Below are 16438 nucleotides of genomic sequence, written 5' to 3'. Positions count from 1 at the left end.
ACGCGCGGATCGCGCGAACCCGTCAATCCTGCCACGAACCGACAAGAAATGCAATTTTTGTCAGGATCAGGGATTTTTCGGATCCGCTATGGATCAGGCCGTCTCCGCCATCCAGCGTTCGATCCCCGCGGCGTCGATCGGGAGCCCGTCGCTGAGCACCTCGGTACCGGTCTCGGTGACGATCAGATCGTCCTCGAGTCGGACGCCGATACCCCTCAGCTCGGGCGGGATCGTCTCGTCCCAGGCGTGGAAGTACAGGCCCGGCTCGACCGTGAGCGACATTCCGGGTTCGATCGTGCCGCCGAGGTAGGCCTCGTAGCTCGAGGCGTCGCAGTCGTGCACGTCGAGTCCGAGGTGGTGCCCTACCCCGCACACGATGAACCGGCGGTGCTGCTGCCCGGTCTCCGAGAGCGCCTCGTCGACCGACACTGGGAGCACGCCCCAGTCCGAGAGGCCCTGCGCCAGCACCTCCATCGATGCCGCGTGGAAGTCCGCCCAGGGCTTGCCCGGCTGCACCGCGGCGAGCCCCGCCCGGTGCGAGCGCTCGACGAGGTCGTGCACCTGCCGCTGCACGTCGCTGAACCGTCCGCTCGCCGGTATGGTTCGGGTCACATCGGCCGTGTAGCCGCTTCGGTTCTCCACGCCCATGTCGAGCAGCAGCAGCGCTTCCGGATCGATCTCGCCGTCGGCCCGCACCCAGTGCAGGATCGGCGCGTGCGCGCCGGATCCGACGATCGTCGCGTAGCCGGGCGCCTGCCCCACCGTGCGCGCGTGGCGATCGAAGGTGCCCTGCAGCCAGCGCTCCCCGCCGCGCTCGATCGCGCGCGGGATCTCACGCCGCACCTCGACGAAGCCGTCGATCGTGTTCGCGACCGCGCTGCGCAGTTCGGCGATCTCCCACGCGTCCTTGATCCGACGCAGCTCGGAGAGCACGCGTGCGAGCTCCGCCGAGCGCCGTCGTCCGTCGAGCTGGGCACCGGCGCCGCGCGCGACGACGGCCGCGCCCGCGATCAGCGCGTCGTCGACGACGTCCAGCTCGGCGATCGGACGCACGCGGATCCCGAGCGCGGCCTCGAGCTCGGCGGCGCCGGGCTGCGGTCCGACCCACAGTTCGCCGTGCGCCGCGTCGGCGTGGAACGCCGCGTCGCCGGGACGCGCGGGCGGCGTGATGTAGAGCGTCGCGTCGTGCCCGCCCGCGACGGGCCGCAGCACGAGCACGCCGTCCTCGACGGCGTAGCCGACGAGCCAGAGGAAGTCGCTGTCGGCGCGGAAGTCGAAGAACGTGTCGTTCATGCGCAGCTGCGCGCGCCCGGCGGTGACCACCAGGGTCCGCCCGGGCAGCGCCCCGGACAGCCGACGGCGGTGCGCCTCGGCGGCCGGGATCGCGCCGGACTCCACCCGCGGGGTGCGATCCGCGTCGCCCCACCCCGTCTGGATCCACTCGGTGAACCCGGGCGTGGTCGCGAGCAGCGGCATGCGGGGGTCGCGGCGCTGCGAGCGGGAGTTCGCCGTGCTCGACTCCCAGTCGACGGCGCGGACCGCCGCCCCCAGGCCGTTCAATTCGATTCCGTGATCGTGCGCGCTCATCGCTTCCTCTCGCTGACCGTGCCGCCGAGCCGGTGCTCGAGGGCGGTGAACAGGCGCTCCGCGACTCCGTCATGGTGCACACCGTCGTGCTCGTACTCGTTGGTGACCCAGGCGTTCACGCCCGCGACGCGGGAGGCTGTGTCGAGCGACAGCCCCGAATCGACGTAGAGGTCGTCGAAGTACACGGCGGCCTCGACCGGGACCTCGTTCGCGGCGAGCCGCTCGGGGTCGTACATCTCGATCGGCCAGGCTCGCTCCGCCAGCAGCTCGACGCCGGCGCGGAACCCGCGCAGCGCGCGGATCTCGTCGAACATCCAGGGGAAGACCGTCTCGCCGGTGAACAGCAGCGGGCGCGCGGACTCCGCGAACTCGGGGCGTCGATCGCGCTCGCGCTGGGCGGCCCAGGCCGAGGGGCCGGGGCCGTAGATGGCCTCCTGCAGCGCCATGTAGAGCGGATCCGCGGTGAACGCGGATCCCGCACCGACGGCGTCAACGAAGGTGTCGCTCAGGCGCGTCTCGGCCTCGTCCGCGAACGCCTCGTCGAGCACCCAGTGGACGCGGTCGTAGCCGGGCCCCATGCCGAAGCCCATGCCGAGGGTCTGGAAACGGCGCACCGTGAGGCGATCACCGTCGGCCAGGCGCACGTCCTCCGCTTCGAGGAGGTCGGCGATGCGGGCGACCCGATCCGTGAGGTGCGGGGTGCGCTCGCGGAAGATGCGGTTCTTCTCGACCATGCGCGGGAAGGTGCGCCGGTAGACCTCGTCGGGATCCGGCTCCAGCGCGGCGAGGCCGCCGGTGACGGCGGAGCCGACGATGGCCTCGGGAACGGTCGACAGGTAGTGCATGGTGAGGAACCCGCCGTAGCTCTGCCCCAGGGTCCACCACTGGCGGCCGCCGTAGTGCCGCGCCCGGATCGCCTCGAAGTCCCGGACGATCGAGTCGGCGCGGTGCAGCGAGAGCCGCCGAGCGGCCTCCTCTGCCGGCAGTTCGGCGAACTCGCGGCCCGAGAGCGGCGTCGACCGGCCGGTCCCCCGCTGGTCGGGGATCACGAGACGGAACCGCTTCAGCGCGGCGCCCACCCACGAAGAACGACCGAGCGGGCGCGTGCCCTTGCCGCCGGGACCGCCCTGCAGATGCACCATGAGCGGCAGATCGTCGTTGCGGCGCTCGGCCGCGACGAGTTCGCGCGCGTAGACCCGGATCGTCTCACCCTCCGGGTCGTCCCAGTCGAGCGGCACGGTGGTCCACACGTCCCGCGCGACGATATCGGTCCCGATCAGATAGTCAGCACTCATGTGTGCAATAGTACTGTTCACCGACCGGCCGATCCGACCCGGTAGCATTTTGCTACGCGTCCGGGAGGAGCCCCAGATGACCATCGATTTCGCGCGGTCCCCCCGCTCGACGCTCGGCATCGAGTGGGAGCTCGCCCTCGTCGATCCCGTCAGCCGTTCCCTCGCGAACGTCGCCCCGCCGATCCTCGCCGAGCTCGAACGGCGCTGGCCCCCGAGCCCGGGCGCTCCGCAGGCGACCAGCGAGCTGCTGCAGAACACCGTCGAACTCGTCTCGGCCCCGCACCGTCGCGTGGGCGAAGCCATCGGCGAGCTCCGCCTGCTCGCTTCGGACCTGCTCGACCAGGCGCGCGCCCACGGGGTTCGCGTGATCGGCACCGGCAGCCACCCGTTCTCGCGCTGGGAGGACCAGCTCATCACCCCCGGCGATCGCTACGGGCGGTTCGTCGACCGCACCCAGTGGTGGGGCCGCAACATGCTCATCTGGGGCGTGCACGTGCACGTCGGCATCGACCACCGGGAGCGCGTGATCCCGACCCTGCACACGCTCCTCACCTATCAGCCGGTGTTCCAGGCGCTCTCGGCGTCGAGCCCGTTCTGGGCGGGCGAGGCGACCGGCTACCGCTCCAACCGCACCCTCATGTTCCAGCAGCTGCCCTCGGCCGGACTCCCGGCGCACGTCGAGAGCTGGGAGGACTTCGAGCGGGTCATCGAGGACCTGACCCGCACCGGGGTCATCGCCGAGCCGACCGAGGCCCGCTGGGACGTGCGACCGGCACCCCGCTGGGGCACGATCGAGGTCCGCTTCTGCGACGGCTCGTCGTCGCTCGAAACGCTGGGGGCCCTCGCCGCGCTCACCCAGTGCCTCGTCGAGGACTGCGCCCGGCGGCTCGACCGCGGCGAGACGCTGCCGCTGCTGCCGCCCTGGTTCGCCCGCGAGAACAAGTGGCGCGCGGCGCGCTTCGGCCTCGACGCCGAGGTCATCTACGATGCTGCGGGCTCGCAGGCCCGACTGCGCGACCGCGTGTCGGTGCTGCTCGACCGGCTCGCTCCGGTCGCCGTGGATCTCGGCTGCGTCGACGAGCTCGAACAGGTCGCCCGGATCGCCGAGACCGGCACGAGCGCCGACCGCCAGCTCGAGACCTACTCGCGGCTCGGCGGCACCCGCGACGCGCTCCGCGCCGTCGTCGACTCCGAGGCGGACGCGTTCGAGCGGAGCGTACGCGGATGATCCGGCCCCCTCGCCAGACCCGTCGAGCGCGCCTTCGGCGCATCGGGACGCTGGGCATCGCTGCAGCGCTCGGCCTCGGCGCGCTCGGCCTCGGCGGTTGCGCCTCCGCGGACGCGAACCCATCCGCGGACGCGAACCCCTCCGCGGTCCGGTCCGGCGCGGAAGGCGATGACGAGGCGCTCCCGCGTCTGGACGGCCAGCGCATCACCCTGCTCACCGGGTGGTCGAAGCGGGAGCGGGAGGCCTTCGCCCCGGTCATCGCCCGGTTCGAACAGCGCACCGGGGCCCGGGTGAAGCTGACCGACGCGGATGAGCGGATCACCGCGAAGGTGTACCACGCGGTCGATGCGTCGAACCTGCCCGACGTCGCCCTGATCCGGCAGCCCGGGCTGCTCGGGGAGCTCGTGGCGAACCAAGCGCTGACCCCGCTCGACGACAAGACCCGCGACCGGGTCGCCCGGCACACCGCGCCATCATGGCGCGCACTCGCGACGGTGGACGGCACCGAGTACGGAGTCTGGTTCGCGGGCAGCACCTCCTCGCAGCTCTGGTACCCCGATGCGGGGGGCGCGGCGCCCGGGACCGGCGACTGGTCAGCATTCCTGCGCGCACTCCGCGACCGGCCCGCCTCGGACGCCCCCGCGATATCGGTGGGCGCGAAGTCCGGCTGGCCCGTCGGCGATTGGTTCGAGAACCTCTATCTCGGTGAGGCCGGCGCCGAGCAGTACGAGCGTTTGAGCCGGCACGAGATCCCCTGGACCGACCCGTCGGTCGCCCGCGCGCTCGACCGGCTCGCCGAGCTGCGCCGGACCCCGGGTGCGCTGCAGCCGGACACCGCCGACGAATCGTTCGGGGACTCGCTCGACGCAGTGTTCGGCTCGCCGCGGCTCGCGGAGCGCGTGCTCTCCGGCGGCTCCGCGGTCCCCGAGTCCGCGGCCGCCGCACCGTTCCCCTCCCCCGCGACCGAGCCCGGGGCGTCCATCATCGGCGGCACCGTCGCCGTGCAGCTCAAGCCCTCGGACGGCGGAGCCGTTCTCCTGCGCTATCTCGCGGGAGCCGAGGCGGCGGAGCTCTGGATCGCCGTCGGCGGGATCTCCCCTCACAACGACGCCGATCTTTCGAGCGCCCCGAACGAGGCGGCACGAGCGGCGAACGAGCTGGTGCGCCCCGGACCGGGCGGAACCGGGTCGAACGCCCGCCGGTTCGACCTCTCGGATCTCGCGCCGAGCGGGTTCGGCGCGTACCCCGACAGCGGTGCTCAGCAGATCCTGCGCGAGTTCTTCGCGCACCCCGCTGACGTGCACCTGACGCAGCAGCGTCTCGAGCGCGCCGCGGAAGCGGCTTGGAGCACCGCGCCCCAGCTCGCCCCCAGTGGTCGGTAGCACGCGTCAGTTCAGGTCGAGCAGCCAGTTCAGCACGAGCGGATACCCGAGCCAGACCACGAGCACCGCGAGCCCGATCGCGGTCGCCCAGACCGCGGGGACGCGCCGCAATCGGCGTCCCGGCGGAGCCACCTCGGTCCGGGGCCGGTCGGCGCGAGGATCCGAGTAGGTGCGGGTCTGGTGCGCGAACGCCTCGGCGACCGTCTCCGAGAACCGCAGCAGTGCCGTGGTCTCGTCGCGGTCCGAGCCGCGGCGGAACCGGTTCGAGACCACGATCAGCAGGTCGTCGACGACCTCGATGTCCCAGTGCCGTCCGTAGTCGATGAGCCCGGCCATCACATCGGGGGTGAGGATCTCGAGCGCGTCCCGCTCGTAGCCACCCGGCGCGTGCGCGACGAACCAACGGTCGAAGTCGCCCTCGAGCGAGATCCGCTGCGAACCCGAGAGCGTCCCGCGGATCCTCCCGTTGGAACGGGAATCGAGCAGCAGGTGCGGCAGGGTGCGCGGGAGCCGGAGCTGGAGGAAGCGGAAGGCGATCCGGGGTCCCTTCGGGTCGCTCTTGCCTCCGCGGTAGCGGGCCACCGCGATCTGCAGGTCGGGCTCCCATCCCGAGGTCGCGCGCCAGAGTGCGAACCGCGTGCCGAACAAGCGCGGTCGCGTATCTCCGGCGCCCGTCGGCCTGCCGCGCGCGCCGCTCCGGAGCCGTGCGGTCGCGCGTTGCGTCTCGCTCGGCTCGGCGAAGAACACGCCCCGGGAGACCGGAGCCAGGCCTTCGAGCGAGCAGCTCAGATCCCGTTCGCGCGCGAACCGCCGGAACGCGATCAGCCGTCGGAGTTCGAACGGGCGGGCGAGGGCCACGAGCCCGATCACCGCGAGCGCCATCGTGACCAGGATGAGCAGGAACGCCACGAACGGGAGCGTCCCGTCGAGCGCCTCGGGAATCTGCCAGGACGCCGGGATTCCGACGCTGAGCGCGGAGAACGCCAGCGCACCCGTGAGCGCCGCCAGCAGGAGCAGCGCGGCACCGCCGAGCGCGCGCCGGAATACCCCGGCGTCGGCCTCGCCGACCTCGCGCCAGGTCACGCGTCGCGGCCACTCCGCGCGGAACTGCGCCAGGCGATCGTCGACGGGGACGCTCATAGCGGGTGCTCGGTCGCGGTCAGCGGCACTGCGGATGCGGGATCAGCGGCGCCCGCGCCCGAGCATCTGCTGCAGCTGCTCCATGTCGGCCTCGGTCGGCATCGCTGCGCCTGCACCTGCGCCTGCGCCGCCGCCGAGACCGAAGCCCGATCCGCCGCTCGACTCGGCACGCGCGGCGACGCCCGTCGCCTCCTGCGCGCGCTTGGCTGGGTTGCCCGAGCGCTTCGCGCCCTTGCCCTTGCCCTGCGGCTGCTTCTTCTTGCCGTACCCGCCCATGCCGGGCACCGGGCCCATGCCGGGGATCTGCGGCACGCCGCCCTTGGCGACGGTCCGCATCATCTTGGCGGCCTGCTCGAAGCGCTGCACGAGCTGGTTCACGTCGGTCACGGTCATGCCCGAGCCCTTCGCGATGCGCAGGCGGCGCGAGCCGTTGAGGATCTTGGGATTCTGCCGCTCGGCCTTCGTCATCGACTGGATGATGGCCTCGGTGCGGACGATCTCGCGCTCGTCGAAGTTGTCGAGCTGATCCTTCATCTTGCCCATGCCGGGCAGCATGCCCATCATCTTCTTGATGGATCCGGCGCCGCGCAGCTGCTGCATCTGCTTGAGGAAGTCGTCGAGCGTGAACGAGTCGCTCGCGATCTTCTCGGCGACCTTGCGCGCCTCCTCCTCGTCGAAGGCGCTCTGCGCCTGCTCGATGAGGGTGAGGATGTCGCCGAGGTCGAGGATCCGGCTGGCCATGCGGTCGGGGTGGAAGGGCTCGAACTCGTCGAGGCCCTCGCCCGTGGACGCGAAGAGGATCGGCTTGCCCGTGACCCCGCGGATCGAGAGCGCGGCACCGCCGCGCGCGTCGCCGTCGAGCTTGGTGAGCACGACGCCCGTGAAGTCGACGCCCTCCTGGAAGGCCTTCGCGGTCGCGACCGCGTCCTGGCCGATCATGGCGTCGATGACGAAGAGCACCTCATCGGGATCGACGGCCTTGCGGATGTCGGCGGCCTGCTTCATGAGCTCGGCGTCCACGCCGAGACGACCGGCCGTATCGACGATCACGAAGTCGTGGTAGGTGCGCTTCGCCTCGGCCACGCCGTTCTTGGCGACCTTCACCGGATCGCCGACGCCGTTGCCCGGCTCGGGAGCGTAGATGTCGACGCCGGCCTGCTCGGCGACGACGCCGAGCTGGGTGACGGCGTTGGGGCGCTGGAGGTCGCAGGCGACGAGCATCGGGGTGTGGCCCTGGCCCTTGAGCCACTTGGCCAGCTTGCCCGCGAGCGTGGTCTTGCCCGCGCCCTGGAGGCCGGCGAGCATGATGACGGTCGGCGGGTTCTTCGCGAACTCCAGGCGGCGCTGCTCGCCGCCGAGGATACCGATCAGCTCCTCGTTGACGATCTGCACGACCTGCTGCGCCGGGTTCAGCGCCTTGTTGACCTCGTCGCCGAGGGCGCGCTCGCGCACCTTGCCGGTGAAGTCCTTGACCACGTCGAGCGCGACGTCGGCCTCGAGCAGGGCACGACGGATCTCGCGCACCGTGCCGTCGACGTCGGCCGCCGAGAGCTTGCCCTTCGACCGCAGGTTCTTGAAGGTGTCGGTGAGGCGCGTCGAGAGATTTCCGAAAGTAGCCATAGCAGGCCCATCCTACCCGGCCGCGGGAGGCGTATGGTGAGGGCATGGTCGTGGAGGAGCCGGGAGCGGATGCCCGCGGCTCGGCACAGCTCCCCCGGTGGCCGGGACGGCTCGCACTGGCGGTGGCGATCGCCTCGCTCGTCGAGCTGCTGGCGTTGATCGCCGCGGACGGCTGGCTCCCCGACGGGCTCGTGCTCCTGCTCGTGAACCTCGTCGTGCTCGGCGCGCTCGTCTCGGGCGCGCGGCGCGGGGCTCGGGAACCGGTCCCCGACACCGATCCGGCGCGCGCGCCGATCGGTACCCGATTCGCGACCGCGGTGCTCGGCTGGTGCCTCGGCGCGCTCGTGGTGCTGCTCGCGGCCGCCCCCGACGCGCGTGCCGCGCAGCTCGCGTTCGCGGCGCCGCTGCTCCTGCTCGCGATCCCCGCGCCCTGGGAATTCTGCTTCCCTCGGGCCGGTGCCCGCTGGGGACGGCGGCACTGGATCGCGCTCGGGATCGCGGATGTCTCCGTGCTCGTCGCGGCGGCGCTGGTGCCGCACTCGGACGGCGCCGCGGCTCCGCTCGCGCTCGGACTCGGCGTCGCCGCCACGCTGCCGCTCATCGCGGTCGCGTTCCTCCGCCCCCTTGGCGAGGCGGGATCGGAGCCGGACCCCGAGACGGGGTCCGGCTCCGATCCCGGCCCCACCGCCGGGGCGTGAATCGGGCCCGAAGCGGTTCCGGAGCAGCTGCGAACTCGGATTCGGATCCGGCACCCGGACTGATACTGTTCTCTCCCGGTACCGAAGCCGGACGCGGCCGGGCACCGCCTCCGCTCGCACCCGATGCCGCCCGAGATCAGGCGGCATCGCACGACGAACGAGTGGGGGAAGCTCTTGGCTTCGAAGAAGATCCAGACGACGGCCGCGACCGGAGCGGCGGCGATCGTCGGCGCGCTGCTGCTGCCGACGGGCACGGCGACCGCGACCGCTGCAGGGACCGAGTACACCGCGATCGGGCGCGCGACCTCCGTCTACGGAGCGGAGATGCGGGCGGAGCTCTCGGTGAGCTCCCGCACCGTCACGGCTGCCGGCGAACGGATCGTCTACCGCCTCCGCGTGCCCTTCTCGGAGTTCACCCGGCCGGGGCTCTACCCGCTGACCGCGATGCGCGCGACCGTGGACCTCTCGGCGATCGCCGACGACGTCGCGGACCTCGATTCCGTGTTCGACGATCTCGAGACCTCGCCGCTGCCGGATCTGCTGGTGCGGCGCGACGGCGCCTCCATCGTCTTCGAGGCGGAGCACACCGCGGATGTGCGGGAGTTCGTCGCGACCTTCGCGATCGACTTCGCCCGCGGCGGCGACGGGGACCTCGGCGTCGACGCGACCGTCGCGATGCGCGGCGGCGAGAACCGCTGGGACTACGGCGCGAGCGTCGCGGTCGGCGTTCCCGTGATCGCCGCGCAGCCCGCGCCGATCATCCGCAAGACGGTCGACCGCACGCGCGTGACCACGGCGGACCCGGCGGTGCGCTACACGATCGAGGTGACCCGCCCGAAGGGATCCACCGCGACCACGTTCTCGCTCTCCGACGACCTCGCCGACACGATCGCTGAGGCCGGCGGGGCGATCCCCGCGGACTTCCGCGTCGAGCGCGGGTCGGCGGCCCCCGCGCAGGACGGTCTGCCGGCCGGCGCGTTCACCGTCGAGAACGGCGTGCTGAACGGACGCGGCGCCTACGACTCCGAGGGGCGCTTCGCGCTCTCGTTCTCGACCGTCCATCTCGGGTCGGCCGACGGCGTACTGCGGAACACCGCCTGCGCGGAGGCTCCGGCACGGACCATCGGAGCAGCGGGGACGCCGGACTTCGTCGAGGTTCCGGGCGGCCGGGCGTGCGCCGCCGCGCCCGAGGTGACCATCGACCGGGTCCCGCCGAAGCCTGACCCGAGGCCCGAGCCGGAACCGAAGCCCGACCCGAGGCCCGAACCCGAACCGAAGCCGGACCCGGATCCCCGGCCGAAGCCCGCCCCGCACCCCGCTCCCGACTCCGCGAAGCCTGCGACGCCCGCCGTGGACGGCGCCGGGCGGTCCGAATCCCTCGCGACCACCGGCGGGGCGGCCGCCGGCGCCGCGACCGTCATCGCGGGCGCGCTCGCGCTGACCGGTGCCGGCGCGCTGCTGCTCCGCCGTGCGCGTTCCCGACGCGGCGCCTGAGACGACGAGGGAGCCCCGTGTCCGCGTCGACCATCCTCGTCCGGGTCGTGAGCTATCGCGATCCGGAGCTGCTGCGCACCGTCGCATCGGCCTGGGAGCAGGCCGATCGACCCGAGCGGATTCGCTTCGCGATCGTGCAGCAGTTCGGCCCCGAGACCGCCGAGCAGCTGGAGCCGCTGCGCGGCGACCCGCGTGTGCGGGTGTTCCGCACCGAGTGGTCGAGCGCGCGCGGACTCGGCTGGGCTCGGCGCATGACCGACCGCATGCGCGTCGACGAGTCCTTCGCGCTGCAAATCGACGCGCACACCCGCTTCGCACCCGGCTGGGACACGGCGCTGATCGACCGGTGGGAGTCGCTCGACGATCCGCGCGCGGTGCTGAGCTGCTACCCGGGCGCCTTCACCCCGCTGGACGAGCACCGCGTCGAGCTGCGGGAGGCCGGGCCGCACCTGATCGTTCCCGCCGGAACCGATCAGTACGGTCTGCCGCGGCAGGACGGGGGCCCGGCCGCATCGGCCGGTGCCACCGGACTGCTCGTGTCCGGCGGGTTCCAGTTCTCGGCGGGCGCGCTCTGCAGCGAGCTCGAGCAGGTGCGCGACGTGATGATCGCCGACGAGTATGTGCAGGCCCTGCGTCTGTTCACGCACGGATGGAACGTGCGCGCACCGGGATCGGTGCCGCTGTTCCACCTCTATCGGAGGGATCGCCCGCACGACGCGCACGGCTTCGCCCGGGACTTCGCATCCACGCCCGATACGGCTGCCGCCGCCGAACGCCTGATCGCCCGCAGCCTGGCGACGGCGCGGGCGATCATCTCGGGCGACGGAGCCGGCGCCCTCGGCGCGGTACGTTCCCGCCAGGAGTTCGAGGAGCGGCTCCGCGGGCTGACCGCGAACCCGTCCGATTACTCGTAGTCGTAGAAGCCGTGCCCCGAGCCCTTGCCGAGGCGACCCCGGTCGATGTAGTCCCGCTTGAGGATCTCGGCGAACTCGCGCTTCACCGGATCCGTGCTGTCCTTGCCGAGGTAGTACGGGGTCATCATGCCGACGACGTCGAAGATCTCGAAGGGGCCGGACGGCGAACCGGTCGCGATCTTCCAGGTCTTGTCGATGTCGGCGGGAGTCGCCACGCCCTTCACGAAGAGCGCCGCACCGGCGTCGAGGAACGGGACGAGCAGCGAGTTGAGCACGTAGCCGGGCTGCTCCTTCATGATCCGGATCGGCACCATGCCGATCTCCTCGGCGAACCGCGCCACCTGCTCGAAGACCTCGGAATCGGTGCCCGGGTGCCCCATGACCTCGCCCGTGTTGAACTTCCACACCTCGTTCGCGAAGTGGAGCGCCAGGAACTTCGCCGGCCGGTCGACGAACGGCGCGATGGCGCTCGGCAGCAGGGTAGACGAGTTCGTGGCGAAGATCGTCTTCTCGGGTGCGAGCTCGCTGACCTTCTCCCAGGTCTGCTGCTTGATCTCGAGCGACTCGGGCACCGCCTCGATCACGATGTCGGCGTCGCTCAGCGCGTCCGCCAGGTCGGAGGTCGCCCGGATCCGCGAGACGGCGGCGTCGAGCTTCTCGGCGGTCGCGTCGGGCAGATCCCGGAGGTAGGCGGCCCGCAGGTAGTCCCACCGCTCCGGCAGCTTCGCCAGGATCTCGTCGCTGAGGTCGTAGGCCACGACGTCCTTGCCGGCGTAGGCCGATTGGAAGATGATCTGGGAGCCGAGCACGCCGGTCCCGAGCACGGTGAGGTTCTGCATGGTGCGCCTTTCTCGAACGTCGCCGCGCGGGTGGCGGCGATCCGGTCCGGCGGCCGCTGATCGAGCCGACCGTCAGGCCATGCTTCTGGTCTACTCCTCTTCGGCGAAGCCCACCCTGCGGTTTCGCGATTCGCGATCAGATCGAGAATTCTCCGCAGATTCTGCGGTCAAATATGGATCTTTCGCGGAAAGCTACACCGCACCCATCGGCCAGTAGTTGCCGTACTTCACGAGGACGGCCTCCAGCGTGCGGTGGTCGGGGGTGCGATCCCGCTCGAAGTCGAGCTGGGACCGGCCGTTGTGCACGCGGATGGCGGCTTCGCGCCCCGCGACCCTGCAGTCCGCCCACGCGGCGTCCCACACGAGCGAGCCGTCGGCGGCGAGCACGCGCACGCCCGCGCCGTCGAGCTCGACCCGCGCGATACCGCGACCGCCCGCGGGGAGCGCCATCGGGAACTCGGACTGCTCGTAGGGGGCGAAGTAGGCGACGAATCCGACGCGCGCGTTCGGATAGCCCTCGCGGACCTCGCGGGCCACTCGGGACACCCGGAGCGCGCCCCGCTCGACGGGGAGCTCCTTGCCGCCGGGATCGCCGAGCGGCAGCCCGGGCACCTCCGTCCCGGGAACGAAGCGTTGCTGGAAGATCTCCCACTGGCGCTTGCCCTCGTAGGCGTTCATCGACGAGGTCGCCAGCAGGGGCTGACCCGCGTCCCACTGCACTGCGAGCTCGTAAGACGGCTCGATCGCGCGGTTCTTGCGACGGCTGCTGCGCACGCCGAGCACGACGATGAGCACGAGCACCAGCGCGCCGATGGCGAGGAAGATGAGGATGGGCAGATCTTCTTCTTGTGCGGGCACGAGGGTCCTTCCGGGATCCGGGGCGCAGGGGCTCCGACGCCGGGCCGCGCATTACGCGACAGAGTACCGGAAATTGCCGACGCCGCGAAACCGCTCCGATGCCGCGGCGGCACCCGGATCAGTGCGGCAGATTGAGGATCGCCACGACGATGATCGTGGCGGCCGCCACCACGCCGATGGTGATGCTGACGGGGCGGCTCGCACGCTTCGCGGCGGCGTCGCGGCTCGCGATGGCCCGCTTCACCGGCTTCGCGTTCGCCCCGAGCTCCTTCATCATGCGCGGCAGATTGCGGCGGTAGACGCGCAGCGCTTCCCGATCCTGCCCGGTCGCGATCAGCGCCTCGGCGACGTCGTCGAAGAGGTCGAGCGTGAGCCGGTGCCGCTCCCCGAGCAGCGCCTCGGAGCGCGCAGCGGCGGCACGGTACACCTCGAGGGCGAGCCCGTGCTGCCCGCGCCCAGAGAGCCGTCGGCCCAGCCAGGTCCGGTACTTGATCTCCTGCTCCGGCCGATCGCCCTGGCGCTCGGCGATCGCGATCGCCCGCTCCTGCGGCGGCACCAGCTCGTCCACCCGGTTCAGCTGCGCGAGCGCGAAGCTCTGCTGGTCGAGCGCATCCGCGAGCGCCCAGGGCTCCTGCGGGAGCAGGCGTTCGATCTGCGGCACGAGCCGCGCATAGCTGTCGGCCGCCTCGCGGTAGGCCTGCATCCGGCGGTGGCAATCCGCGATGCCGCGCTCGGCGGCCAGCCAGTCGAGCCCGGGATCCCCCGCGAGCCCGTCGCGGGCGCGGGTGTACTCGACGAGCGCGTCGGCCACGCGATCCATGCTCCGCAGGTGATCCGCGTAGCGGAGCACCCGGACCCCGACCGCGTGCGCGTCGGCGGGATCCGCGTCCGCGGCATCCGCGGCGAGCGCGGCCGTGACCCCCTCGGCCAGTTCGCGACGCTCCGCTGCGAGCGCCTCCGCTCCCGCGGGGCCGTCCGCCGAACGTCCGATCTCCTCGAGCACGCGGTCCAGCTCTCTGATGCGGCCGAGCGTCTCGGGGTGGGCTTCGCCCAGCACCTCGCGCGACTCGGCGACGACGTGTTCCGAGAGCTGCTTCCCGCGGACGAGATCGCCCGAGAGACGGACCGCGCGTGCGAGGTTCGCGAGCGCGCCGAGCGTCTCGGGCGAGCGCGGACCGAGCGCCTCGGTGCGCTGCTCGACGACGCGTTCGAATCGGTGCGCCGATGCGGCGTACCGTCCGAGGTGGAGTTCTTCGAGGGCGCGGTTGTTGAGGGTCTTGAGCGTGTCCCGGTTCAGAGCGCCGAGCACGCGGACCTGCAGCTCGTACAGGCGATCCCACTGGGCGATCGCCTCGGCGTGGCGGTCGAGCTGGCAGACCGCGAGCGCGAGGTTGCCCAGTACGCTGAGCCCGGTAGGGGTCTCGAGCCGCCCCTCCTGCTCCAGGCGGGCGCGCACGGGGTTCAAGAGGGTCTCGACCTCGCGGGGCCGGTCCGCGTTCAGGTAGACGACGGCGAGGTCGATCGCCCGGCGGGGGTCGCCGCTACGTTCGGCGATCTCGCGCAGCTCGGCCGCGGCCTCGTCGAAGCGGTCGAGCTCCTGCAGGGCGAGCGCGTGCAGCGTGCGGAGGTCGTCCAGCGCTCCGGGCGACGCCCCCGCCGCGACGGCCTCGGCGATCCCACTGCGCAGGCGCGGCTCGGCTTCGATCGCGCGTCCCATGCGGCGCAACGCGATCCCCACGTTCTCGAGGGACTGCGCGATCCGCGTGGCGCTGCCCCGGAGCTCGACCTCCCCCGCGGGATCCGGGTCGCCCGCGGCGAGCCGCGCATACTCGTCCTGCTCGAGCCGCAGCGAGCGTTCCGCAGGCGGCAGCGCGTCCGCCGGCCGCTCGATCGAGATGAGCAGGCCGGCCAGCCGGTCGTAGAGGCGGATCGCGTCGACTCGGAACGGGATGCCGAGCGCGTCGATGCGCGCGGCGCCCGCCTCGAAGAGGTCGGCAGCCTCCTGCGAGCCCTCGGGGAACCAGTCGGCTCGGATGATCCAGGCCTCCGCGAGCGCCCGCCCGCGGATCCGCAGCTCATCGCGCGCGGCGGAGCGCTGCACCGCTTCCCGGCAGGCGTCCTCGGCGGCGTCGCAGAGTTCCTCGGCCAGCAGCACCGCGCGGTCCCGGGCCTCGCCGGAGGCGGTGGGCTCGGTTGTCTCGGTGCTCCCGGTGGGCTCGGCTCCGGCTCCGGCACCGGCTCCGTCGAGATGCGTCCGCAGCAGGCGTTGCTCGCGCAGGCCCGCTTCCACGGAGAGTACGGAGGTGCGGCCGAGTGCGCGGACGGCGTCCTCCCGAACCGCGGTCGCGGCGGTCAGCGCGTCCTCCGTCTGGCCGTTCTCGCGCAGCAGCTCGATGATCTCGAAGCGGGTGCGCAGCGGCGTCTCGGCATCCGGCCCGGCGAGCACGGTCTCGCGGCCCAGGATCTCGCGCAGGAGCCCCAGCAGGTGCTCCGCACTGCTCCGCGGGTCGTCGCCGTCGTCCGCGAGCCGCCGCAGGACGCGGACGCGGAACCGCATCGCCTCGAGCGTGTCGTCGGCATCGCGCCCCAGCGCCCGTTCCATCGCCGGGACCAGGCGGTCGAGCTCGTCCGCCGCCTCGACGGCGTCCTCGGACCAGGCCAGGGTCCGGGCCAGCCAGAACCAGGCGTCGAGGGTGTCGGGATCCTCGAGCCCGAGCTCGATGCGGCGGCCCTCGAGCACGCGGCGCCAGAGCTGCGCGGACTCCGCGTCGAAGTCGAGCCGGGACAGCGCCGTCGCCTTGTCGGCGATCGCGCGCAGGTGGAGCAGGGAGCCGTCGCCGTGCGCGAGCGCCCGGGCGATCAGCATGTCGAACGCCTCGAGCCCGTCGGCCCCGTCGAATCGGGCGCGCTGCTGAGCGCGCAGCGACAGCATCCAGAGCGTGAGCGGGTGCGACGGCCCGAGCCGCCGTTCGGCCTGCCCGGCGAGGGTCTCGAGCGCGTCGAGGTCGCGGCTCGCCGTCTCCGCGCTCGCGCCGACCACCGCTGCGAGCCCGTGCGCGCTCAGGTACTCCTCGAACGCGCCCTCGTCGAGCGTCTCGGGATCCCCGCCGACCTCTCGGATCGCGTCGTTGACCAGTTCGCCGAGCGCTTCGAACAGCTCGCGCGAACGCTCGGTCTCGTCGATGCGGTTGAGCCCCGTCGCGAGCGACGAGATCGCCGAACGGTGCGCCTCGCTCGCGGCGCCGAACACCGCGACGACGCGGGGCAGCAGGATGCGGAGCTCGTCGATCGCCCGCTTCGTGCGCTCCAGGTCCCCGCGCTCCGCGCCGGCTTGGGCCTCGGCCAGGTCGTCGGCCAGCCGCTCGCGCTCCTCGTCGCTCATT

The 16438-nt window shown here is 72.3% G+C and carries 12 protein-coding genes; 5 read left to right on the top strand and 7 right to left on the bottom strand.

The window, feature by feature from the left end; genetic code table 11:
- Positions 1-93: 93 nt before the first annotated feature.
- Positions 94-1587: an aminopeptidase P family protein gene (locus BMH31_RS04750; RefSeq protein WP_241898134.1), complete on the bottom strand. Its 1494-nt coding sequence runs from the start codon at positions 1585-1587 to the stop codon at positions 94-96.
- A complete protein-coding gene (locus BMH31_RS04745; protein ID WP_099747372.1) occupies positions 1584-2882 on the bottom strand; it encodes an alpha/beta fold hydrolase in 1299 nt (432 codons plus the stop codon). Before BMH31_RS04745 ends, BMH31_RS04750 begins: the two co-directional genes overlap by 4 nt.
- A gap of 76 nt (positions 2883-2958) precedes the next feature.
- Here BMH31_RS04745 and BMH31_RS04740 point away from each other — a divergent pair, with 76 nt between their 5' ends.
- Both BMH31_RS04740 and BMH31_RS04735 read left to right on the top strand, forming a co-directional pair.
- Positions 2959-4110, top strand: coding sequence for a glutamate--cysteine ligase (locus tag BMH31_RS04740; RefSeq protein WP_099724219.1), 1152 nt, complete (start codon positions 2959-2961; stop codon positions 4108-4110).
- Positions 4107-5492, top strand: coding sequence for an ABC transporter substrate-binding protein (locus BMH31_RS04735; RefSeq protein WP_099724220.1), 1386 nt, complete (start codon positions 4107-4109; stop codon positions 5490-5492). The genes BMH31_RS04740 and BMH31_RS04735 overlap by 4 nt, the downstream gene beginning before the upstream one ends.
- A gap of 6 nt (positions 5493-5498) precedes the next feature.
- Here the strand turns inward: BMH31_RS04735 and BMH31_RS04730 are convergent, their stop codons facing one another.
- Both BMH31_RS04730 and ffh read right to left on the bottom strand, forming a co-directional pair.
- Complete coding sequence (locus tag BMH31_RS04730) at positions 5499-6632, bottom strand: hypothetical protein (protein WP_099724221.1); 1134 nt, start codon at positions 6630-6632, stop codon at positions 5499-5501.
- A 42-nt stretch (positions 6633-6674) separates the two neighbouring features.
- Entirely contained in the window at positions 6675-8252 is a 1578-nt protein-coding gene (ffh, locus tag BMH31_RS04725) for a signal recognition particle protein (protein WP_099724222.1), read from the bottom strand.
- Positions 8253-8296: 44 nt separating this feature from the next.
- Here ffh and BMH31_RS04720 point away from each other — a divergent pair, with 44 nt between their 5' ends.
- The 3 genes from BMH31_RS04720 (at position 8297) to BMH31_RS04710 (ending at position 11358) form a co-directional block, all read left to right on the top strand.
- A complete protein-coding gene (locus BMH31_RS04720; RefSeq protein ID WP_099724223.1) occupies positions 8297-8950 on the top strand; it encodes a hypothetical protein in 654 nt (217 codons plus the stop codon).
- Between the two features lie 174 nt (positions 8951-9124).
- The gene (locus BMH31_RS15470) at positions 9125-10444 is read left to right on the top strand and encodes a hypothetical protein (RefSeq protein WP_158234951.1); all 1320 of its coding nucleotides are present in this window, start codon (positions 9125-9127) and stop codon (positions 10442-10444) included.
- 17 nt (positions 10445-10461) lie between these two features.
- The gene (locus BMH31_RS04710) at positions 10462-11358 is read left to right on the top strand and encodes a GlcNAc-transferase family protein (RefSeq protein WP_158234950.1); all 897 of its coding nucleotides are present in this window, start codon (positions 10462-10464) and stop codon (positions 11356-11358) included.
- Here the strand turns inward: BMH31_RS04710 and BMH31_RS04705 are convergent.
- From BMH31_RS04705 to BMH31_RS04695, 3 genes are all read right to left on the bottom strand, one after another.
- Positions 11349-12197, bottom strand: coding sequence for a 3-hydroxyacyl-CoA dehydrogenase (locus BMH31_RS04705; RefSeq protein WP_099724225.1), 849 nt, complete (start codon positions 12195-12197; stop codon positions 11349-11351). The two genes, BMH31_RS04710 and BMH31_RS04705, sit on opposite strands and share 10 nt — an antisense overlap.
- Before the next feature lie 192 nt (positions 12198-12389).
- Complete coding sequence (locus BMH31_RS04700) at positions 12390-13055, bottom strand: hypothetical protein (protein ID WP_099724226.1); 666 nt, start codon at positions 13053-13055, stop codon at positions 12390-12392.
- Positions 13056-13173: 118 nt separating this feature from the next.
- Positions 13174-16437, bottom strand: coding sequence for a tetratricopeptide repeat protein (locus BMH31_RS04695; protein WP_099724227.1), 3264 nt, complete (start codon positions 16435-16437; stop codon positions 13174-13176).
- Between the last annotated feature and the right edge of the window lies 1 nt (position 16438).

Source organism: Leucobacter sp. OLIS6 (genome assembly GCF_002752355.1).
Classification (GTDB): domain Bacteria; phylum Actinomycetota; class Actinomycetes; order Actinomycetales; family Microbacteriaceae; genus Leucobacter.
The sequence above is the reverse complement of the archived record's forward strand: the minus strand, read 5'-3'. Positions and strand labels throughout refer to the sequence as shown.